We start from the raw sequence: 20,336 nt of genomic DNA on the forward strand, positions 1-20,336 counted from the left end.
CCAATTGTTTACTGGTTAAAAATGAGAAGTCAGACATGTTTTGTATGTTGTCATGGCATGATTATTTGCAATCGATTTTGTGTTTTTTGTAAAAGTCATGTTGTGATGAACGTGTGCATATTCCCAGTCTTGGTCATTAAAATTTATGTTTCGAGGAGGAAGAAGTGGAACGACATCAAATAAATTGACGAAACGAAAGCTACTAGCTACTTGCAGTTTATAATAATTCCGAAAGGCGATATCTCCCACTTTTGGGGAGGCAAATGTATACAGACCGTACTGTGCGAAGGCAGTGTTTATACGCGCATCGAGTATATGTAGTGTAGCGAGTGCGCCGCCTAAACTATGACCTGTTGCAAGAAGTTTCTTATGGGCTGGTAATGATACGAGCATATCCATAATAGAATCTCGGCAAGATTCATAAATGGAAAGAAAGCCGTTATGGACATTTCCGCTATTTAAAGCATATGGATATGGTTTTTGGTTAACGAGTGAATCGATAATCCAGTCTGTATCTGTTTGTGTCCCGCGAAAAGCTACAATAACGGTATCCTCAGATTCTAGTATGAATCCGAACCATTCTGTCGTTTGAATGGTTTTTCCTTGAAAGCCTTGTACATATTGAAAACCATCTGGTATTTCAAAAATCCCATTTTGTTTATATTGTTCATACGTTAACTCACAACAAGAAGCTAACAGTATGGCAGTATCTTTATCAAAGGATAAAGGAGTACGCATTAAGGGAGCCTCCTTAAGAAAAGGTATAGTTCAATATATGCAGTGAGGGACTTGATTCATTCTTTTAGAAAAAAACCTTGAAACTACAGTTACGTGAGGGAGTATGATTTTTGTAAACATACTGTTAGGAGGAGTGTAAGATAAGCAAAAGAGAAGGCTATTCAATTGGTGAGTTTTCAAGGAGAAGAAGTGTGGCTTAACGAAGTGATGGAGTATTATATGATTCGAAGTGGTTTGTATAGTCCACCTAAATAAAAAGAGCCCTATAAGGGCCCTGTTTACTCTTTTCCATCTAATAAACGACCAAGTCCACCTAAAACGCTACCTTCACCAGTGCTTTGCGCTGCTGGGCTTGTCAGACGTGCTGCTAAGCGGCTAAGTGTTAAGGACTGAATCCAAACTGTTCCAGGTCCTTCTAACGTTGCGAAGAATAAACCTTCGCCGCCAAATAGAGCTGTTTTTACTTTTCCAACGAACTCGACATCGTAATTAACGTCTTTTGTCATGGCAACGAGACAACCTGTATCAATGCGAAGTTTTTCGCCATGCTTTAATTCACGTTTGTATACAGTTCCGCCTGCATGCATGAAAGCAAGTCCATCACCTTCAAGTTTTTGCATGATGAAACCTTCACCACCGAAGAAACCAGTTCCTATTTTTTTCGTAAACTCAATGCCGATAGAAACGCCTTTTGCGGCACAAAGAAACGCATCTTTTTGACAAACTACTTTCCCTTGATATTCTGTTAAATCTACAGGAATAATTTTACCCGGATAAGGAGCAGCAAAGGATACGTGACGCTTGCCGTGACCTGTATTTGTAAATACAGTCATAAACATGCTTTCACCTGTAACGAGACGCTTACCAGCGCCCATTAATTTTCCGAATAAACCTCCAGATGGGCCAGAACCATCACCGAATATTGTTTCCATCTCTATGTAATCTTCCATCATCATCATCGCGCCAGCTTCTGCGATCACGCTTTCTTCTGGGTCTAACTCAATTTCAACAAACTGCATATCATCGCCGTATAACTTATACTCGATTTCATGTGCTCTCATTTTTTTCACCTCGTATGTAATAGATACTTATATTGTACAGAATTTAACAGGATTAGAATACTTTAGTTTTGTTAATTTTTAAATAAAGTGGGAGCATCCAAAACGGATTAGCAGTTCCCACCAATCAAGCTGCCCGTAAATGGCGGGATAAAATATGAATATGGAAATTCAACACTATATTAAAATCATAAAAAAATGGTGGAATGAAAGTGTTCTCATTTGACGTTTTGGATATAGCGTGATATAGTGAAATCACTATTGAGCTACATAATGTGGTACGGAAATAAAGCACGTTGAATTAAAGGCTGTAAGCTTGTTATACATTCATGTCCTTTATATCCACCTTTTCATGTGGATTCATAGTTTCATTTTTATTTAGGAGGTACATGACATGCAAACAGGTAAAGTTAAATGGTTCAACAGCGAAAAAGGTTTCGGTTTCATCGAAGTTGAAGGTGGAGACGATGTATTCGTTCACTTCTCAGCTATCCAAGGTGACGGATTCAAAACTTTAGAAGAAGGTCAAGAAGTTTCTTTCGAAATCGTTGAAGGTAACCGTGGACCACAAGCTGCTAACGTTACAAAAAACTAATTAGCTAGCGATAAAAAGCATTCCGATTTTCGGAATGCTTTTTTTTATTCTTTGGAACTCGACTCATTTGAAGATAATTCGCCCTTAAAGGTACGCTCTTCAAAGTCATCAAGCATTTGTTCATATTCTTCATGTTCTTCCGTAGCGAAAACTTGCAGATTTTTTCCATACATATCTGTACCGATAAAGTTTTCGAAATCCTCTACGTAGCCTACGTTTTCTTCGCTATTTACGTACATGCCATTATAGTTTTTCGAATCTTGTCTTTCTAAATCAGATGGTGTTTCAGATGTTCCGTAATTGGCAACATCTTGCCATGCATCTTCTGCATCGTATTCAACAGAACGATCTTCGTCATGTTTGTGAAAAGAAGGAGACAGCACTTCTTCTTCAACTGGTCGCGTATTCATATTTAACTTATTTGTCGCGTGCTGGATGCATGTTGTAGCGGTTGGCATTGCTTCTAATCTTTCAAATGGAATTTCTTCGCCAGACACTTCGCAAATGCCGTACGTACCCGCTTCTATTTTCTGCAAGGCATGTTTCGTGTCCTCAAGCTGTTTATGCCAAAGTTCAATAAGCCCGAAGTCTTTTTCACGTTCATATAGCTCTGTTGCCATATCAGCTGGATGGTTATCATAGCTAGATAATTCTCCAACAGATTCACGTTCAGATGCACGATCTTCATTTTCGTGTGTTTGTATCGTTTGCTCTAGTTCTTGTTTTTGTTTTTCTAAAACGGATTTAAATTGATTTATTTGTTGTGGAGTTAACATAGTCGTCCACCTTCCTACAATTCAGTTTCTTTACATAGTATGAGCGTTGCGAGTAGGAATTATGAGCTGAAATTGGTATATGAAAAAGGAGCCGCATTAGCAGCTCCTTTTAAAGGAAATATCCAAGCAATAATCCGATTCCCATGAGGAGACCGAAGATTGTATTTGTTTTTGCTGTTGCTATCATCGCAGGTACCATTTCCATTGGAATGCTTTTGCCGATAAAGCCTTTCGTCGCTTTAAATGCTTTCGGTGCACTTAAAAATACGATCAGCATCCATGGTGATACGATGCCCACGATAATTAAAGCAATTGTCCAAATGTAGGAAACGATGAACATAGAAGCAAGTACACCGACCGCTCGCTCGCGTCCAACGAGAATGGCTAACGTTTTACGACCGTTTTCTTTATCGCCATCTAAGTCACGGATGTTATTAGCTAGTAAAATGGCACCAATTAAAATCGAGCTTGGAATAGATAGTAAAACGACTTCTGATGTTACAGTTCCAGTTTGGATAAAGAATGAAATCCCAATAATAATGACACCCATAAATAATCCGGCTGTTAACTCTCCAAATGGTGTATATGCAATTGGAAGTGGACCGCCTGTATAAAGGTAAGCAACGGCCATACAAACAAGACCGATTGCAGCAAGCCACCAGCTAGAATTCATACAAATATAAACACCTAATAGTATTGCGATACCGAAAAATCCAAATGCTAAGTTAAGTACTGTTTTTGGCTGAATGCCATCGCGAACGATAGCGCCGCCGATACCAACTGAACCTTCGTGATCAAGTCCTCTTTTATAATCAAAGTATTCATTAAACATGTTTGTTGCTGCCTGAATGAGAAGACAAGCAAGAAGCATTATAAGGAAAAGAGGGAGATGTATTTGATTTATACCTCCGACCTGCATTGCATAGGCTGTTCCGATGAAAACAGGAACGAAAGCTGCTGTTAATGTATGGGGACGTAGTAAACTCCACCAAATGCGCCAGCCTGTTTGCTTGCTTGGCTTTGGCGCCGTAGGAGAGGAATTCGTTTCGACGTTCATTTCCATGTTGAATCCTCCTTTGGTCACATATTGTACACAACTAAGTGTAGAAAAAGCATCATTTAGTGTCAACGTTTATTTTCTAGGAAGAGAAGGTGAATTTCTCAGAAATGCTAAACGTTGACAGGCCTTTCGTTTGAGGTGTATCTTAAAATCAAGCGTAATTATGACTATTTTTCGCCCATAGGGGGGAGACAATTGTGATTCAAACGAAACAAAAAGGCTTGCAGGAAGTTCTAAGTGCAGCCATTAAGCATGCAACTGATGAAAAAATATTGGTTAGTTTTGTTAAAAAAATAGACTGGATGGATCCACTTCTGTTTTATGCAGCAGGAAAAAGGATCTCATTCGAAAATAGATGTTATTTTGCAGACCCAGCTCAGCATGTAATATTTGCTGGAATTGGTTCTGTTTTCACTATAGCAACTGCTTCTCACAAACGCTTTCAAACTGCTCGTGACGAGTGGGATAAAGTAAAAGAGAAAGCATTTGTACAAAGAGAAAGATACGAATTTGGAACAGGTCCTCTTTTATTTGGTGGATTTTCATTTGACCAAGAAAAAGAGAAAACAGATTTATGGAAAGAATTTGATGATACGACATTTTCACTACCGGCATTTTTATTAACTGTAAAAAATGAAAAAGCATGGTTAACAATGAATACATTTGTTTCAGCAACAGATTGTGCAGAAACTCTTTATAACGAAATTGTTTCTTTAGAAGAGAAAATTTTTGAGGAGAGTAAATGTGCACTAGAAGGATCGAAATTAACAGTTACTTCTAAAGTAGAAGTGGATCCGAAAGGCTGGATGAAGTCCATTGAGAAAGTGCAAGATGAGATGAAGCAGGGGAACGTGCAGAAGGTTGTATTAGCGAGGGAGCTAAAAGTAGAGATGGATCATCATATTGATTCTGCGCTTGTTTTAGAAGCACTTCGCATTGGGCAACCAGATTGTTACGTATTTTCTTTTGATTATAAAGGAGCATGCTTCTTAGGAGCGACGCCAGAGAGATTAATTCGTAAAGAAGATGAGAAGTTTACTTCAATGTGTCTTGCTGGTTCAACTGGTCATGGTCAATCTATAGAAGAAAGTAAGCGAAATAGTGATGCGCTTCTTCATGATGAAAAGAATTTAGCTGAACACGGTTATGTTGTGAACATGATCAGGTCGGTATTAAATGAGCACTGCGAATCCGTTAATATTCCGGAGAGTCCCGGTCTATTAACAACGAAAAACTTAATTCATTTATATACGCCTGTAGAGGCAAAAGGCGACGCGAGTCTTTTAACGATGGTAGAAGAATTACATCCAACACCAGCTCTTGGCGGGACACCTCGTTTAGAAGCGATGAAACTAATTCGTGATGTTGAATTGTTAGACAGAGGATTATATGGTGCACCGATTGGCTGGATAGATGATGAAGGAAATGGTGAATTTGCGGTTGCACTTCGCTGCGGATTATTAAATGGCGAGAAAGCATCCTTATTCGCCGGTTGCGGGATTGTAATTGATTCAGTACCACAACTTGAATATGAAGAAACAAGTTTGAAGTTTAGACCGATGCTTGGTGCTTTGGAGGAATTAATGAAATGAACAATCATATAGAAGCATTATCATATTATTTAGGTGCGTTCGTGGATGAACTGACGCGTCTAAATGTATGTGATGTTGTCATTAGTCCAGGCTCACGGTCAACGCCGATTGCTCTACTAATGGAACAACATGAAGGAATGAACACATATTTACATGTAGATGAAAGATCTGCAGGATTTTTTGCGCTCGGTATTGCAAAAGCGAAAAAACGTCCTGTTGCATTATTATGTACGTCAGGAACGGCTGCAGCGAACTACTATCCAGCTGTATGTGAAGCTTTTCATTCGCGAGTGCCGCTTATCGTCTTAACGGCAGATAGACCGCATGAATTAAGAGATGTCGGTGCACCACAAGCGATGAATCAAATTAATTTATACGGCACGTTTGTGAAGCAATTTACAGAGATGGCACTTCCAGAAGCGAATGAGGCGATGTATCATTACGCTCGCATGACAACGCAGCGCACGATAGCAAGCGCGCTTTTAGCACCGCAAGGACCTGTTCATCTTAATTTTCCGGTTCGCGAACCGCTCATCCCGGACTTCTCATTAGAAAGTTTATGGGATAAAGGACGCGGAGAATATACAGGAGTAGTTCAGCGAGGGAACGCGGTGATGCCGAGTGAATATGTAGATTCTCTTGTAGGGCGCCTTTCACATATGGAAAAGGGGCTTATTATTTGTGGAGATGATAGTCATTCAGAAATCGCAACGTTTGCAACGCAACTAGCTGAAAAAACGGGATATCCAATATTAGCGGATCCACTTTCTAACATTCGTAGTGGACACCACGATAAAACGATGGTAATCGACTGTTACGATACATTTTTACGAAATGAGCTGTTAAAAGAAACGTGGAAGCCGGAAGTTATAATTCGCTTCGGTGGTATGCCTGTTTCGAAAGCATTAACGCAGTTCATCAAAAAACAAACGAAAGCTGTTCATATCGTTGTTGACGAATCAGGACAATGGAGAGATCCAGCTCTCGTTGCAACAGAAGTTGTCCAAGCGAGTGATATTGCATTTTGCAGTGCACTAATAGAAAAAATGTCAGTTATGAAAAAGAATGATTGGTCCCAAATGTGGCAACATATAAACGAAAAAACGAAGGAAACACTTCGTGAAATGGAAACATATGATACGGCATTTGAAGGAAGAGTCATTACAGATATTGTCCGCGTATTACCAGAAGGGGCAACGTTATTTGCAAGTAATAGTATGCCAATTCGTGATACAGATTCTTTCTTCTTCACATCGGATAAAGACATTCAAGTAATGGCAAATCGCGGTGTAAATGGGATTGATGGAATCATTTCGACAGCTTTAGGAGCGAGCATGATTTGCGATCCGCTCGTATTAGTGATTGGTGATTTATCATTCTATCACGATTTAAATGGACTACTAGCCGCAAAATTACATGAATTAAACATAACGATTGTCGTTGTAAATAATGACGGTGGTGGTATTTTCTCATTCTTACCACAATATGAGAAAAAGGAACATTTCGAATCATTATTTGGAACTCCAATTGGGCTTGATTATGAGCATGTTGTTACAATGTACGGTGGTTCATTTAGCCGTGTAAATGGCTGGGAGCAGTTCCGAGAAGAAGTACAAAAAGGTGCAACGAAAGAAGGTTTACACGTTGTAGAAATTTGTACGAACCGTGATGAAAACTTAACATTGCACCGTACGTTATGGGCAAAAACACAGGACGTCATTACTACATCGTTGCAAGGTGAATCAAAATGAACGTAACGCTGCAAGGTGTATCGTATGAATATGAAGTAGTCGGAAGCGGAGAACCACTTCTACTTCTTCATGGTTTTACGGGAAGTATGGAAACGTGGCGTTCCTTCATTCCTTCTTGGAGCGAGCAGTTTCAAGTCATTTTAGTAGACATTGTTGGGCACGGAAAAACGGAAAGCCCTGAAGATGTGACGCATTATAATATTCGAAATGTAGCGTTGCAAATGAAAGAACTACTAGATTATCTTCATATTGAAAAAGCGCATATACTTGGCTATTCAATGGGCGGTAGACTGGCGATTACGATGGCGTGTCTATATCCAGAATATGTACGTTCTCTTTTATTAGAAAATTGTACAGCTGGGCTTGAAAGTGAAGATGAGCGAAAAGAACGCTGTGAAAAAGATGAGCGACTTGCTCAGAAAATTGAGCGAGAAGGCATCGAAAGTTTTGTATCGATGTGGGAAAGTATTCCGCTGTTTGAAACGCAAAAACGTTTAGCACAAAACGTACAAGAAGCAGTGCGAAAAGAGCGACTTGCTAACAATCCAAAAGGGCTCGCAAATAGCTTGCGCGGCATGGGAACAGGGGCTCAGCCTTCATGGTGGAATGAGCTGAAAAAATTAAAAATGCCTGTTCTTTTAATGAACGGTGAGCATGATGAAAAGTTCTTGCGCATATTAAAAAATATCGAAAAATGCGTCTCTGACGCGAAATTTGTCAAAATTGATGGCGCTGGCCATGCAATTCATGTGGAACAACCGGAAAAGTTTGATACAATAGTAAAGGGATTTCTAAAAACTATGCAGTGATGCTTTTTTCAGTTAAGAATGAAGTTACACTTATAGAGGAGATCAGAAATATACAAGGAGGTAGTTGTAATGGCTATTGAATGGGTAAAAGAAGGCAATTACGAAGATATTATTTATTCAACATACAATGGTATCGCAAAGATTTCGATTAACCGCCCTGAAGTACATAACGCATTCCGTCCTAAAACGGTAATGGAGTTAATCGATGCATTTGCACAAGCTCGTGATGATGCAAATGTTGGCGTTATCATTTTAACAGGTGAAGGTGGACGTGCATTCTGTTCTGGCGGCGACCAAAAAGTTCGCGGTCATGGCGGATATGTAGGTGACGACCAAATCCCTCGTTTAAATGTATTAGACTTACAACGTCTAATTCGCGCAATTCCTAAACCAGTTATCGCGATGGTAGCAGGTTATGCAATCGGTGGTGGACACGTACTTCATATCGTATGTGACTTAACAATCGCTGCAGAAAATGCTGTATTCGGACAAACAGGTCCTAAAGTAGGAAGCTTTGACGGTGGATACGGAGCTGGTTACTTAGCTCGTATGGTAGGTCACAAGAAAGCTCGCGAAATTTGGTACCTATGCCGTCAATATAGTGCACAAGAAGCGCTTGATATGGGCTTAGTAAACACAGTAGTACCATTAGAAGAACTTGAAGCAGAAACAGTACAATGGGCACAAGAAATCTTAGCAAACAGCCCAATGGCACTTCGTTTCCTAAAAGCTGCATTCAACGCAGACACAGACGGTCTAGCTGGTATTCAACAACTAGCTGGAGATGCAACGTTATTGTACTACACAACTGACGAAGCAAAAGAAGGTCGCGACGCATTCAAAGAAAAACGCAGTCCGGACTTCGGTCAATTCCCTCGTTTCCCTTGATCAAACTAAAAGCGGAAGCAGCTCGTTCAGAATGTGAGGGGGATGGAGCTTCTGACGTAGAGGCGCTTTTTGCCTCGTAGGAAGAAGTGAAGCCACCGAACATTCTAGCTGCTGTAGCTGGATGTTTCAAAAGCGGAGCCGACTGTTTAGCCTCGTAGGCTAAGGTTCTTTCGCACAGAAAGTGTTTTTTACTTTCTCGTGCGGAAGGTTCTTAGACGGAAGGGGCTAGGAGGAGCAGCTGGATAAGATCAAACCGGAAACAAAACAACTAAGAGACTTGATGTCATATCAAGTCTCTTTCTTTCATGAAAGGAGAATGAATGATGGAGACGATGCCAAATTGGTTAATGCAACGTGCATTTTTAACACCAGATCGCACTGCAATTGAAATAGAGGAAGAGAAAGTTACTTTTATGCAGCTACATGAAAAAGTAGTATCTGTTTGTGAACACCTCACGCATGTAGGAGTGAAGCGTGGGCAAAAGGTGGCTGTTCTGATGAAAAATGGTATGGAGATGATTACAGTTATTCACGCCCTATCGTACGTAGGTGCAGTAGCTGTGCTTTTAAATACGCGTCTTTCAAGAGAAGAGCTACTTTGGCAAATGGATGATGCTGAAGTTATTTGTTTAGTGACGGATCAAGATTTTGACGCTAAAGATATTCCTGTCTATTCATTCGCCGAAGTGATGAATGGACCAAAAGAGGAAGCCTCTATACAAGAAGAATTCTCTTTAAAAGAAGCGATGACAATTATTTATACGTCTGGGACTACAGGCAAACCGAAAGGCGTTATTTTAACGTACGGCAATCATTGGGCAAGCGCGGTTGGCTCTTCGCTTAATTTAGGGCTTCGTGATGATGATTGCTGGTTGGCTTGTATGCCGATGTTCCACGTTGGCGGGCTATCTCTTTTAATGAAAAACATTATGTACGGTATGCGCATTTTACTCGTTCCGAAATATGATGCGGATTTTATTCATAAAGCACTTCAAACGAGAGGCGTAACGATTATTTCTGTCGTTTCTAAAATGTTAACTGATTTATTAGAGCGACTTGGAGAAGGAACATATCCATCTTCTTTACGATGTATGTTACTTGGCGGAGGACCAGCGCCGAAACCGTTATTAGAAACGTGTGTAGATAAAGGGATTCCTGTATATCAAACGTACGGTATGACAGAAACGTCTTCGCAAATTTGTACGTTATCCGCGGATTACATGTTAACAAAAGTAGGTTCAGCCGGAAAACCACTATTTCAGTGCCAACTTCGTATCGAAAAAGATGGCGTCGTAGTACCGCCATTTGCGGAAGGCGAAATCGTAGTAAAAGGACCAAATGTAACAGGCGGTTACTTTAACCGTGAAGATGCGACGCGCGAAACTATTCAAAACGGATGGCTTCATACTGGTGACCTCGGTTATTTAGATGAAGAAGGATTTTTATACGTATTAGATCGACGCAGTGATTTAATCATTTCTGGCGGAGAGAATATATATCCGGCTCAAATTGAAGAAGTGTTGCTTTCTCATCCGATGGTAGCGGAAGCTGGTGTTGTCGGCATGACTGATGATAAATGGGGACAAGTACCCGCTGCTTTTGTTGTAAAAAGTGGAGAGATAACAGAAGAAGAAATTCTTCATTTTTGCGAGGAGAAATTAGCGAAATATAAAGTGCCGAAAAAAGCGTGGTTCTTAGAGGAATTACCACGAAATGCTTCGAAAAAATTGTTAAGACGAGAGTTAAGACAATTAGTGGAGGAGATGTAAGTGGAGATAAAAAAAGCGACACTTCATATAACGGAAATGCCACTCGTCATCCCGTTTGCTGCAAGCTACGGAACTTATGAAAAGCGTGAGAGCATCGTTATTGAATTAGAAGATACGGATGGACATATTGGATTTGGTGAAGTCGTTGCCTTCTCTGAACCGTGGTATACGGAAGAAACAGTGAAGACAGCGCTTCATGTACTTCAGGATTTTTTATTACCTGATTTATTGAAAGCTGAAATTTCCCACCCGAATGAAGTACCTGGTTTGTTCCAGCATATAAAAAGAAACCGAATGGCAAAGGCGGGAATTGAAGGGGCTGTTTGGAATTTATATGCGAAGCGTCAAAACAAATCGTTAGCGACAGTGCTTGGCGGAACGAAGGCTGAAATTGAAGTCGGTGTTGTGATTGGTATCAATACAATTCCGGTTATGTTAAAACAAATCGAGAAGTATGCAGAAGAAGGATACGAGCGTTTTAAAGTGAAAATAAAGCCAGAGCATGATTATGAATTATTGAAAGAGATTCGTAAAGAGTTCCCGCACATCCCGTTAATGGCTGATGCAAATTCAGCCTATACATTAGCGGATACGGAGAAATTGAAACGATTAGATGAATTTCAATTGATGATGATTGAGCAACCGCTAGCGGATTACGACTTTCTTGATCATGCACAGTTGCAAAAGGAAATTGCAACGCCCATTTGTTTAGACGAAAGCATCCATAGTTTAGAAGACGCACGCGTTGCGATTACGCTTGGCAGCTGCCAAATTGTGAACATTAAACCAGGGCGAGTGGGCGGATTAACAGAATCGGTTCAAATTCATAATTATTGTATGGAGCATAACATACCCGTTTGGTGCGGCGGTATGGTGGAGATGGGGATTTCAAGAGCACAAAATGTTGCCCTCGCCTCACTGCCTAACTTTACGATTCCAGGTGATATATCTGCCTCTAGTAGGCACTGGGAGAGGGATATTATTTCGCCGGAAGTGACGCTTGAGGGAGGGAAAGTGATTGTACCGCAAAGCGTGGATACTGAGTATGAAGTAGACCACGGAAGGTTGGCTGAAATTACGAAGCAGCGAATTGTTTTGGAGCGGTAGGTTGAGTCTTTCAAATAGCGGGCGAATTTCGTCGTTAATTGTCGGTAAGTCGATATATTTCAATAATCGCTGATATAAATTTCATTTACTAAGGTTACTCCCACGAGTAACCTTTTCGTATTGTACAAATTAGATAGACTAGTTTACAATCGAGCGTATAAAGTGAAACTTTAATCAGTGGGGCATCCCCACTGATTATTAGCCCGCACCAATCGGGCTTTTATGGGCAGTTGATCTTCCACCTAACTTATTTGATTCACCCGAATTTTGAGGTGGGAGTCTTACTGCCCGCAAATAGCGGGGGAAAAGGGGGAGTAAAATGAAGCGCATTTCCATTTTAATAGCGGATGATGAGGAAGAAATTGCTGATTTAATTGAGATACATTTAGAAAAAGAAGGGTACCACGTCGTGAAAGCAGCTGATGGAGAAGAGGCTGTTCATATTATTGAAACGCAACCAATCGACTTAGTGGTTTTAGATATTATGATGCCGAAAATGGATGGGTATGAGGTGACGCGTCAAATTCGCGCGAAGCATCATATGCCAATTATTTTCTTGAGTGCGAAAACTTCGGATTTTGATAAAGTGACAGGTCTTGTATTAGGTGCAGATGATTATATGACGAAACCTTTTACACCGATTGAATTAGTCGCACGTGTAAATGCACAATTACGCCGATTTCTTACATTGAATCAGCCGAAAGTAGCAGAGAATAAATCTGCTTTACAGGTAGGCGGAGTTACTATTGATCCTGAGCGAAGAACGGTAAATGTGTACGGAGAACAAGTTGAATTAACACCGAAAGAGTTTGATATTTTATATTTATTAGCGAGCCATCCGAAGAAAGTGTACAATGTAGAAAATATTTTTCAGCAAGTATGGGCAGATGATTATTATGAAGGCGGAAATACAGTTATGGTACATATTCGTACGTTACGGAAAAAACTTGGGGAAGATAAAAGAAAGAACAAGTTAATCAAAACAGTGTGGGGAGTAGGTTATACTTTCAATGGCTAAAAAGATGAGAAGCTTTCGCTCGAAGATGGTTATGCTATTTGCGTTAAGTATGATATTTGCTGGTGGCGTAACGTATATCATTTATCAAGGGTTACGGATTTATTACAAATTAGTCGTTCGTTATGAGGATCCGTTAGCTCAAGTGCGTTTCATGATAAAACAAATTGGGGATGTTAATTTCTTTTTAATTATTTTCATCCCGCTATCCATTATATTTTTCTTCTTCCTTACTAAACCATACTTAAAATACTTTGATGAGATTTCAAGCGGGATTCATCATTTGGCGAACGGAGATTTTTCAAATGAAGTGCGCATTTCATCAAACGATGAGTTTGGAGAGATCGCACGTGAAATAAATGTTGCGAGTGAAAAGTTAAAAGAAGCGGTGGAAAGAGGAGACTTTGCTGAAAGTAGTAAAGACCAGCTCGTTGTAAACTTAGCTCATGATTTAAGAACGCCATTAACATCCGTGTTAGGGTATTTAGATTTAATTCTTAAAGATGAGAATTTAACAAAAGAACAAATTAAACATTTCTCCACAATTGCGTATACGAAATCGCAAAGGCTGGAAAGTTTAATTGATGAGTTATTTGAAATTACACGTATGAATTATGGCATGTTAAAGCTGGATAAAAAGCCGATTGATATAAGTGAGCTACTTATACAGTTAGAGGAGGAATTGTATCCGTTATTAGAAAAACATCATTTAGAAGCTAGATTGAATGTTGATCCTCATTTGCCGATTAACGGTGATGGAAAATTGTTAGCTAGAGTATTTGAAAACTTGTTAACAAATGCCGTTCGTTACGGATATGATGGGCAATTTGTTGATCTGAATGGGTATATCGATAATGGAGAAGTTGTCGTACAAGTTATGAATTACGGAGATAGCATTCCAGAAGAAGACTTACCGTATCTTTTTGATATGTTTTATACAGGTGATAAATCGAGGTCAGAGAACCGTGGCGGGACAGGCCTTGGGCTATTTATTGCGAAAAATATTGTTGAACAGCATAACGGTATGATTTCTGCTGAAAGTAATGTAGTTAGAACAATGTTTGAAGTGCGATTGCCAAAAGACGAGAACGTAACAATTTAATAAAAATTTAAACTTTACCCCACTTTTTATTTTAATAGTTTTTTCTATTCTAGACGTAAGTTACGTTAAGGAGGAACTAGAAATGAAAAAGTGGGTATTTATTTCTTTTTTTATCGCATGCACAATCTGTGTAGGCGTTTATATATCACCGTTATTTCAAAAAGAAATTGATGTGAAAATCGGTGGGGAAAATAGTGCAGTAAAGAATGAAAATATGAAAAAGGTAGAGGTTACAAAAGAACAAATTTATAAAGGGGATCTATTATTAGTTAATAAAGACTACCCAGTTAAAAAAGATAGTATTAGGTCTGATATTATAAATGTAAATCACAATAGTGAATTAGTAAGAGGTTACGTCATATTTGATAGAAATCTTCGCTTATCAAAGGATGTTGTAAAAAAGTTTTTGAACGTTGTCGATGCAGCTGGAAAAGATGGCGTACAACATTTTTTAATGAATAGCGGATATCGAGATTTTAAAGAGCAAAGTAAGTTATATAAAGAAATGGGATCAGACTATGCACTTCCAGCAGGATACAGTGAACATAATTTAGGATTATCACTGGACGTTGGATCAACGCAAAAGAAAATGGAAAAAGCGCCTGAAGGAAAATGGATTGAAGAGAACGTATGGAAGCACGGGTTTGTTTTACGTTATCCGAAAAATAAAAGTCATATTACAGGCATTCAATATGAGCCGTGGCATATACGTTATGTAGGATTACCGCATAGTGCTATTATGCAAAAGGAGAAAATTACATTAGAGGAATATTTGGACTTCTTAAAAGAGAAAAAAGAAATCACAACGGATGTGGAAGGTAAGAAATATACGGTTTCTTATTATAAAGTGTCCGGGAATAGGAAAGTGAATGTTCCAGCGAATAAGCAGTATGAAATTTCAGGGAATAATATGGATGGGGTTATTGTGACGGTTCAGGAATAGATAAAGAGGTTGTTCCGATTTGGAGCAGCCTTTTCGTATATAAGAAAGGGATGGGCATTTTTGTCGGTAAATCAATATTCCTTGTCGAATCGTTGATATAATTTCTTGTACTATCAGCATTTTTGAGGTGCATCTTTTTATTTAATTTTAAACATTATAACGTTATATTTACTTCTCCCTTTTTTTGTGTTACGCTAAACGTGTGAAAGAGATATAAAAAATGAAACTTTAATGTAAGCGTATTCTTATGGCTTCTTATAGAAAAGGGTGGAAGTACAATGACAGAACGATTCGTACTACGTAATGTGAAACGTGTGAACGGGGAAGAGATTGACATTGTAATTGAAAATAATAAAATCGCACAGGTGACGAAAGCTGGTGCTGGCGAGGGTGGAAAGGTTCTTGATTACTCAGGTACTTACGTATCGAGTGGTTGGATTGATTTGCACGTTCATGCTTTTCCAGAGTTTGATCCGTATGGCGATGAGGTGGATGAAATTGGCGTTAAGCAAGGGGTAACGACAATTGTTGATGCAGGTAGCTGCGGTGCTGATCGCATTGCAGATTTAGTAAAAAGTAGAGAACAGGCAAAAACGAATTTATTTGCCTTTTTAAATATTTCTCGCATCGGTTTGAAACGAATTGATGAATTATCCAACATGGAATGGATAGATAAAGAGAAAGTAATAGAAGCAGTAGAAAAGTATAAAGATGTAGTCGTTGGGTTAAAGGCGAGAATGAGTAAAAGCGTCGTTTGTGATAGTGGAATTGAACCGCTACATGTAGCGCGCTCTTTATCCCGTGAAACATCATTACCGATTATGGTACATATCGGTTCAGCACCTCCTCGCATTGAGGAAGTTGTACCTCTTTTAGAAAAAGACGATGTGATTACACATTACTTAAACGGGAAAGAAAATAATTTATTTGATGAAGAAGGCAAACCGCTACCTGTATTACTAGATGCAGTGAAGCGCGGTGTTCATTTAGATGTTGGGCATGGTAATGCTAGTTTTTCTTTTAAAGTAGCAGAGGCAGCAAAGCGTCACGATATTGCCTTTAATACAATTAGTACAGATATTTACCGGAAGAATCGCGTGCACGGTCCAGTGTATAGTATGGCTCATGTTCTTTCGAAATTCCTTTACTTAGGTTATCCGCTAGAAGAAGTGATTCATGCGGTGACGAAACATGCGGCAGAATGGCTTAAGAAACCTGAGCTTGGCCGTATTCAAGAAGGGGATATTGCAAATTTAACTTTATTTACGGTGAAAGATGAGAAGATTACGTTAATAGATTCAGAAGGGGATCAGCGCATTGCTGAAAGAAGAATTGATACGAAAGGGGTTGTAGTCAATGGGTCATTCATTGAATGCTAAGTACGGATTAAAAAGAGTAATAAATGCGAGCGGTAGAATGAGTATTTTAGGTGTATCCGCTCCGACAGATACAGTTATGGATGCGATGAAACATGGGGGACAAAATTATGTGGAAATTGCTGATTTAGTAGATAAAGCGGGAGACCATATTGCGAGAATTCTAGATGCAGAGGCAGCTGTCGTTGTGAATTCAGCATCGAGCGGAATTGCACTTTCTATCGCTGGTATCGTGACAGAAGGAAATCGCCGTAAAAGTGAAAGACTTCATCAAGAGGTCATCGCGAAAAATGAAGTGATTATGTTAAAAGGTCATAACGTTCAGTATGGTGCTCCTGTTGAAACGATGATTTACTTAGGCGGAGGAAAACTTGTAGAAGTTGGCTACGCAAATGAAGGGAAAGCAGAGCATATTGAAGATGCGATTGGTGAAAATACAGCAGCGATTCTGTATGTAAAATCACATCATGCCGTGCAAAAAAATATGATTTCTGTTGAAGAAGCATGGGAAGTAGCGCAGCGAAATAACGTACCGCTTATCGTAGATGCGGCAGCTGAAGAAGACATTCAAAAATATGTGAAGTATGCAGACCTTGCCATTTATAGCGGTTCAAAGGCGATTGAAGGACCTACTTCTGGTATTGTTGGCGGGAAACGAAAATATATTGAGTGGCTGAAAGTGCAATTACATTGCATCGGAAGAAGTATGAAAGTTGGGAAAGAAACAACATTTGGCTTACTTCAAGCGCTTGATGAGTACGGAGTAAAAGAAGATAAGAGTGAGCAAGAAAAAGAGTTGTTACAAGTACTTATGCCGCTAAAAGAATTAAACGGTGTAAATGTAACGATTGTTCAAGATGAAGCGGGAAGAGCAATCTTTAGAGCCCGTATTCATATTAACGAAAAAGAGTTAAATAAATCGGCAAAAGACGTTGTGACAGCATTACACGAAGGGGAAATCGCGATTTATACACGTGATTACGGAGTAAGACAAGGATTCTTTGATATTGATCCACGTCCACTTCAAGGTGATGACATACATGTGATTGAAGAAAAATTGAGAGAAATTGTAGGGGGAAACTAAAATGACAAACATTCAAAAACGTTTTTATAAAGGCCGCGTAGCATTAAATGTATTAGCGAACAATACCCGAAATGCGAAAGATATTTTTGAAGCAGCAGAAGGTTATGTAGTAGTAGGTGTATTATCAAAAGATTATCCAACAGTAGAAGAAGCTGTTACAGCGATGAAAGCATATGGAAAAGAAATTGATGACGCTGTATCGATCGGACTAGGAGCAGGAGATAATCGCCAAGCAGCAGTTGTAGCTGAAATTGCGAAACATTATCCAGGTAGCCATATTAACCAAGTATTCCCTTCAGTTGGAGCGACACGTGCAAATCTTGGCGGAAAAGATAGCTGGATTAATAGTTTAGTATCGCCAACAGGAAAAGTAGGGTACGTAAATATTTCTACTGGTCCAATTAGTGCAGCTGGAGAAGAAAAAGCAATCGTTCCAATTAAAACAGCGATCGCACTTGTACGTGATATGGGCGGAAATTCATTGAAATACTTCCCGATGAAAGGGCTAGCTCATGAAGAAGAATATCGCGCAGTTGCGAAAGCTTGTGCGGAAGAAGGATTCGCATTAGAGCCAACCGGCGGAATCGATAAAGAAAACTTTGAAACAATTGTACGTATTGCGCTTGAAGCAAATGTAGAGCAAGTGATCCCGCATGTGTACTCTTCTATTATTGATAAAGAAACTGGCAATACGAAAGTAGAAGATGTTCGTGAATTATTAGCAGTCGTGAAGAAGTTAGTTGATCAATATGCGTAAGAAAATTGCAGCATTCGGTGAAGTAATGATGCGCCTGCAAGTACCAGGATATGAATTGTTATCGCAAGCTAATACATTAAAATACTCATTTTCTGGTACAGGTGTGAATGTTGCAGCAGCACTTTCTCATCTCGGGCATGAAGGGCTTCTTATTTCTACTTTACCGGAAAACTCGGTTGGAGATGCTGCATTATCTTACATTCAAAAATTAGGCGTGCAAACCTCGCTTGTTTCAAGAGCTGGCAAATATGTCGGCATGTACTTTTTAGAAAATGGATTTGGAGCACGTGTAAGCCGCGTTACATATTCAAATCGATTAGAAAGTAGCTTCAATACGGCATGTGAAGAAATGTATCAATTTGAAGAAATCGCGAAGGAAATTGATATTGTTCATTTTTGCGGGATTACACTTGCGATGAATGATACGGTGCGTCATCATATGAAATCTTTAGCGAAAGCAGTGAAAGAAAACGGAGGAACTGTCGTCTTTGATTGCAATTATCGTCCATCACTTTGGGGAAAAGATGGGTACGAGCAGGCGAAACCGCATTATGAAGAAATGTTAGGGCTAGCTGATATTGTAATGATGAACGAAAAAGATGCAATGTTTGTTTTAGGAATGAAAACAGAAGAAACGGAGCGAGAGGCGCAACTTGTTGATCTTATTCCAAAGGTAGCTGAAACGTATAGTATCGCTACAATCGCTGGTACGCATCGCTCTATTAATAGCGATAATACACACTCGCTTCGCGGATTTATATGTAAAGACGGTACGTTCACTTTTGCAAAAACACTTACGTTTTCTGTATATGATAGAATAGGTGCTGGAGATGCTTATACGAGCGGGATTATTCATGGCGAGATAGAAGAGTTTGCACCAGAGAAAGCTGTTTCATTTGCGTCAGCAGCTGGAATGCTTGCACATACAATCGTCGGTGATACGCCAATGTCATCAGAGAAGGATATACTTCGGGCAATGACGGCATCAGTAGGTGATGTAGAAAGGTAGTGGGTGTAACGGTGAACGTAACGAGGAAAAAAGGACCATTATATTTACAAATAAAAAACATTATTCGTGATCGAATATTGCATGGTGTATATGCAATTCATACGAATATTCCTTCCGAACCGCAGTTAGAAGAAGAGTTCAAGGTGAGTAAAATTACAGTACGAAATGCGATTAAAGAACTCGCTCAAGAAGGGTATTTAGAAAAGAAAAGCGGTAAAGGAACGAAAGTCATCCGTAACACGTCTGCGACAAAACTGTCAAAGGGTAAGAAATTTACTGAAGTGTTAGTGGAAGAAGGATATAAAGTACAGAAGAAATTGCTAAAAGCAGAAATCGTTCAGAATGAAGAAGGAACAGTGCCATTTCGATTATTCGGTAAAGAGAGTTTTCGTATTGAACGTTTATATACGTTAAATGATGCACCGTATATTCATTATACGCACTATTTCTCAGCGAAAATGGCAAGTACAGATTTATCGGATTTTGATTTGCAATCGCTTTACGATTTAGTCGAGGACCGAGGTATTCATTTAGAAAACTTCAGAGATGAATTTGCTGTTGGACTTGCGCCTAGTTTCGTTGCAGAAGCGCTAGGTGAAAAAGAGGGCACAGCGTTATTAAAACGTATGCGTTATTCTTACGATGAAGTTGGCGAAGTAATTGAATATAGCGAAGGCTACTACAATACAGAAATGCAGCATTATGTAGTGAATTATGACGTATAAAAAGAGGGTATTCGCCCTCTTTTTTTATCCCGCGTTAACGGACAGTAAAACCCCCACCTCAAAATTCAGTTGGAGCAAAGAAGTTAGGTGGGAGCCGGGCTGTCCATAAACGTCCGATTGGTTCAACTAATAATCAGTGGGGGATGAACAAAACCCCCACTGATTAAAGTTTCACTTTATAA

The 20,336-nt window shown here is 39.4% G+C and carries 19 protein-coding genes; 15 read left to right on the forward strand and 4 right to left on the reverse strand.

Features of this window, described 5'->3' with window-relative positions:
- Nucleotides 1-15 precede the first annotated feature (15 nt).
- Together FH036_RS23530 and FH036_RS23535 are read right to left on the reverse strand one after the other, a co-directional pair.
- Nucleotides 16-738: a lipase family protein gene (locus tag FH036_RS23530; RefSeq protein WP_001260122.1), complete on the reverse strand. Its 723-nt coding sequence runs from the start codon at nucleotides 736-738 to the stop codon at nucleotides 16-18.
- Nucleotides 739-1,016: 278 nt separating this feature from the next.
- Nucleotides 1,017-1,799, reverse strand: coding sequence for a TIGR00266 family protein (locus tag FH036_RS23535; protein WP_001201256.1), 783 nt, complete (start codon nucleotides 1,797-1,799; stop codon nucleotides 1,017-1,019).
- Between the two features lie 391 nt (nucleotides 1,800-2,190).
- Between FH036_RS23535 and cspD the strand changes: the two genes are divergently transcribed.
- Nucleotides 2,191-2,391, forward strand: a complete 201-nt coding sequence (gene cspD / locus FH036_RS23540) for a cold-shock protein CspD (RefSeq protein WP_001193054.1) — start codon at nucleotides 2,191-2,193, stop codon at nucleotides 2,389-2,391.
- A 44-nt stretch (nucleotides 2,392-2,435) separates the two neighbouring features.
- Here the strand turns inward: cspD and FH036_RS23545 are convergent, their stop codons facing one another.
- Together FH036_RS23545 and FH036_RS23550 are read right to left on the reverse strand one after the other, a co-directional pair.
- The gene (locus FH036_RS23545; protein ID WP_044793639.1) at nucleotides 2,436-3,167 is read right to left on the reverse strand and encodes a yteA family sporulation protein; all 732 of its coding nucleotides are present in this window, start codon (nucleotides 3,165-3,167) and stop codon (nucleotides 2,436-2,438) included.
- Nucleotides 3,168-3,276: 109 nt separating this feature from the next.
- The gene (locus tag FH036_RS23550; protein WP_000425747.1) at nucleotides 3,277-4,230 is read right to left on the reverse strand and encodes a 1,4-dihydroxy-2-naphthoate polyprenyltransferase; all 954 of its coding nucleotides are present in this window, start codon (nucleotides 4,228-4,230) and stop codon (nucleotides 3,277-3,279) included.
- A 194-nt stretch (nucleotides 4,231-4,424) separates the two neighbouring features.
- Here FH036_RS23550 and FH036_RS23555 point away from each other — a divergent pair, with 194 nt between their 5' ends.
- From FH036_RS23555 to FH036_RS23620, 14 genes are all read left to right on the forward strand, one after another.
- Entirely contained in the window at nucleotides 4,425-5,819 is a 1,395-nt protein-coding gene (locus FH036_RS23555; protein WP_044793638.1) for an isochorismate synthase, read from the forward strand.
- Nucleotides 5,816-7,570 (forward strand): 2-succinyl-5-enolpyruvyl-6-hydroxy-3-cyclohexene-1-carboxylic-acid synthase, encoded by a 1,755-nt coding sequence (menD, locus tag FH036_RS23560; RefSeq protein WP_139896298.1) that lies wholly within the window; start codon nucleotides 5,816-5,818, stop codon nucleotides 7,568-7,570. Before FH036_RS23555 ends, menD begins: the two co-directional genes overlap by 4 nt.
- Nucleotides 7,567-8,379: a 2-succinyl-6-hydroxy-2,4-cyclohexadiene-1-carboxylate synthase gene (gene menH, locus FH036_RS23565; RefSeq protein WP_044793636.1), complete on the forward strand. Its 813-nt coding sequence runs from the start codon at nucleotides 7,567-7,569 to the stop codon at nucleotides 8,377-8,379. The genes menD and menH overlap by 4 nt, the downstream gene beginning before the upstream one ends.
- A gap of 69 nt (nucleotides 8,380-8,448) precedes the next feature.
- A complete protein-coding gene (menB, locus tag FH036_RS23570; RefSeq protein ID WP_098669626.1) occupies nucleotides 8,449-9,267 on the forward strand; it encodes a 1,4-dihydroxy-2-naphthoyl-CoA synthase in 819 nt (272 codons plus the stop codon).
- 323 nt (nucleotides 9,268-9,590) lie between these two features.
- Nucleotides 9,591-11,036: an o-succinylbenzoate--CoA ligase gene (locus FH036_RS23575; RefSeq protein WP_139896299.1), complete on the forward strand. Its 1,446-nt coding sequence runs from the start codon at nucleotides 9,591-9,593 to the stop codon at nucleotides 11,034-11,036.
- Nucleotides 11,037-12,143 (forward strand): o-succinylbenzoate synthase, encoded by a 1,107-nt coding sequence (gene menC, locus FH036_RS23580; protein WP_139896300.1) that lies wholly within the window; start codon nucleotides 11,037-11,039, stop codon nucleotides 12,141-12,143.
- 319 nt (nucleotides 12,144-12,462) lie between these two features.
- A complete protein-coding gene (locus FH036_RS23585; RefSeq protein WP_070807056.1) occupies nucleotides 12,463-13,161 on the forward strand; it encodes a response regulator transcription factor in 699 nt (232 codons plus the stop codon).
- Nucleotides 13,154-14,260, forward strand: coding sequence for a sensor histidine kinase (locus FH036_RS23590; protein ID WP_070807055.1), 1,107 nt, complete (start codon nucleotides 13,154-13,156; stop codon nucleotides 14,258-14,260). Before FH036_RS23585 ends, FH036_RS23590 begins: the two co-directional genes overlap by 8 nt.
- A gap of 82 nt (nucleotides 14,261-14,342) precedes the next feature.
- Nucleotides 14,343-15,203, forward strand: coding sequence for a M15 family metallopeptidase (locus FH036_RS23595; protein WP_138320875.1), 861 nt, complete (start codon nucleotides 14,343-14,345; stop codon nucleotides 15,201-15,203).
- A gap of 278 nt (nucleotides 15,204-15,481) precedes the next feature.
- Entirely contained in the window at nucleotides 15,482-16,582 is a 1,101-nt protein-coding gene (locus FH036_RS23600; RefSeq protein WP_138320877.1) for an amidohydrolase/deacetylase family metallohydrolase, read from the forward strand.
- Complete coding sequence (locus tag FH036_RS23605; protein ID WP_139896301.1) at nucleotides 16,560-17,663, forward strand: DgaE family pyridoxal phosphate-dependent ammonia lyase; 1,104 nt, start codon at nucleotides 16,560-16,562, stop codon at nucleotides 17,661-17,663. The genes FH036_RS23600 and FH036_RS23605 overlap by 23 nt, the downstream gene beginning before the upstream one ends.
- Nucleotide 17,664: 1 nt before the next feature.
- On the forward strand, nucleotides 17,665-18,420 hold the full coding sequence (gene dagF, locus FH036_RS23610) for a 2-dehydro-3-deoxy-phosphogluconate aldolase (RefSeq protein WP_000181938.1): 756 nt from the start codon (nucleotides 17,665-17,667) through the stop codon (nucleotides 18,418-18,420).
- Entirely contained in the window at nucleotides 18,413-19,429 is a 1,017-nt protein-coding gene (locus tag FH036_RS23615; RefSeq protein ID WP_139896302.1) for a sugar kinase, read from the forward strand. Before dagF ends, FH036_RS23615 begins: the two co-directional genes overlap by 8 nt.
- A complete protein-coding gene (locus tag FH036_RS23620; protein WP_000539282.1) occupies nucleotides 19,429-20,154 on the forward strand; it encodes a GntR family transcriptional regulator in 726 nt (241 codons plus the stop codon). Before FH036_RS23615 ends, FH036_RS23620 begins: the two co-directional genes overlap by 1 nt.
- Nucleotides 20,155-20,336: the final 182 nt, after the last annotated feature.

Source organism: Bacillus sp. CD3-5, assembly GCF_006349665.1.
GTDB lineage: Bacteria > Bacillota > Bacilli > Bacillales > Bacillaceae_G > Bacillus_A > Bacillus_A paranthracis.

What these genes read in the sequence shown, in the direction of transcription:
- cspD (WP_001193054.1), top strand. Translation starts at nt 2,191, where the DNA reads ATGCAAACAGGTAAAGTTAAATGGTTCAACAGCGAAAAAGGTTTCGGT.
- dagF (WP_000181938.1), top strand. Translation starts at nt 17,665, where the DNA reads ATGACAAACATTCAAAAACGTTTTTATAAAGGCCGCGTAGCATTAAAT.
- FH036_RS23585 (WP_070807056.1), top strand. Translation starts at nt 12,463, where the DNA reads ATGAAGCGCATTTCCATTTTAATAGCGGATGATGAGGAAGAAATTGCT.
- FH036_RS23595 (WP_138320875.1), top strand. Translation starts at nt 14,343, where the DNA reads ATGAAAAAGTGGGTATTTATTTCTTTTTTTATCGCATGCACAATCTGT.
- FH036_RS23545 (WP_044793639.1), bottom strand. Translation starts at nt 3,167, where the DNA reads ATGTTAACTCCACAACAAATAAATCAATTTAAATCCGTTTTAGAAAAA.
- menB (WP_098669626.1), top strand. Translation starts at nt 8,449, where the DNA reads ATGGCTATTGAATGGGTAAAAGAAGGCAATTACGAAGATATTATTTAT.
- FH036_RS23600 (WP_138320877.1), top strand. Translation starts at nt 15,482, where the DNA reads ATGACAGAACGATTCGTACTACGTAATGTGAAACGTGTGAACGGGGAA.
- FH036_RS23535 (WP_001201256.1), bottom strand. Translation starts at nt 1,799, where the DNA reads ATGAGAGCACATGAAATCGAGTATAAGTTATACGGCGATGATATGCAG.
- menH (WP_044793636.1), top strand. Translation starts at nt 7,567, where the DNA reads ATGAACGTAACGCTGCAAGGTGTATCGTATGAATATGAAGTAGTCGGA.
- FH036_RS23615 (WP_139896302.1), top strand. Translation starts at nt 18,413, where the DNA reads ATGCGTAAGAAAATTGCAGCATTCGGTGAAGTAATGATGCGCCTGCAA.
- menD (WP_139896298.1), top strand. Translation starts at nt 5,816, where the DNA reads ATGAACAATCATATAGAAGCATTATCATATTATTTAGGTGCGTTCGTG.
- FH036_RS23550 (WP_000425747.1), bottom strand. Translation starts at nt 4,230, where the DNA reads ATGGAAATGAACGTCGAAACGAATTCCTCTCCTACGGCGCCAAAGCCA.
- FH036_RS23590 (WP_070807055.1), top strand. Translation starts at nt 13,154, where the DNA reads ATGGCTAAAAAGATGAGAAGCTTTCGCTCGAAGATGGTTATGCTATTT.
- FH036_RS23605 (WP_139896301.1), top strand. Translation starts at nt 16,560, where the DNA reads ATGGGTCATTCATTGAATGCTAAGTACGGATTAAAAAGAGTAATAAAT.
- FH036_RS23530 (WP_001260122.1), bottom strand. Translation starts at nt 738, where the DNA reads ATGCGTACTCCTTTATCCTTTGATAAAGATACTGCCATACTGTTAGCT.
- FH036_RS23575 (WP_139896299.1), top strand. Translation starts at nt 9,591, where the DNA reads ATGGAGACGATGCCAAATTGGTTAATGCAACGTGCATTTTTAACACCA.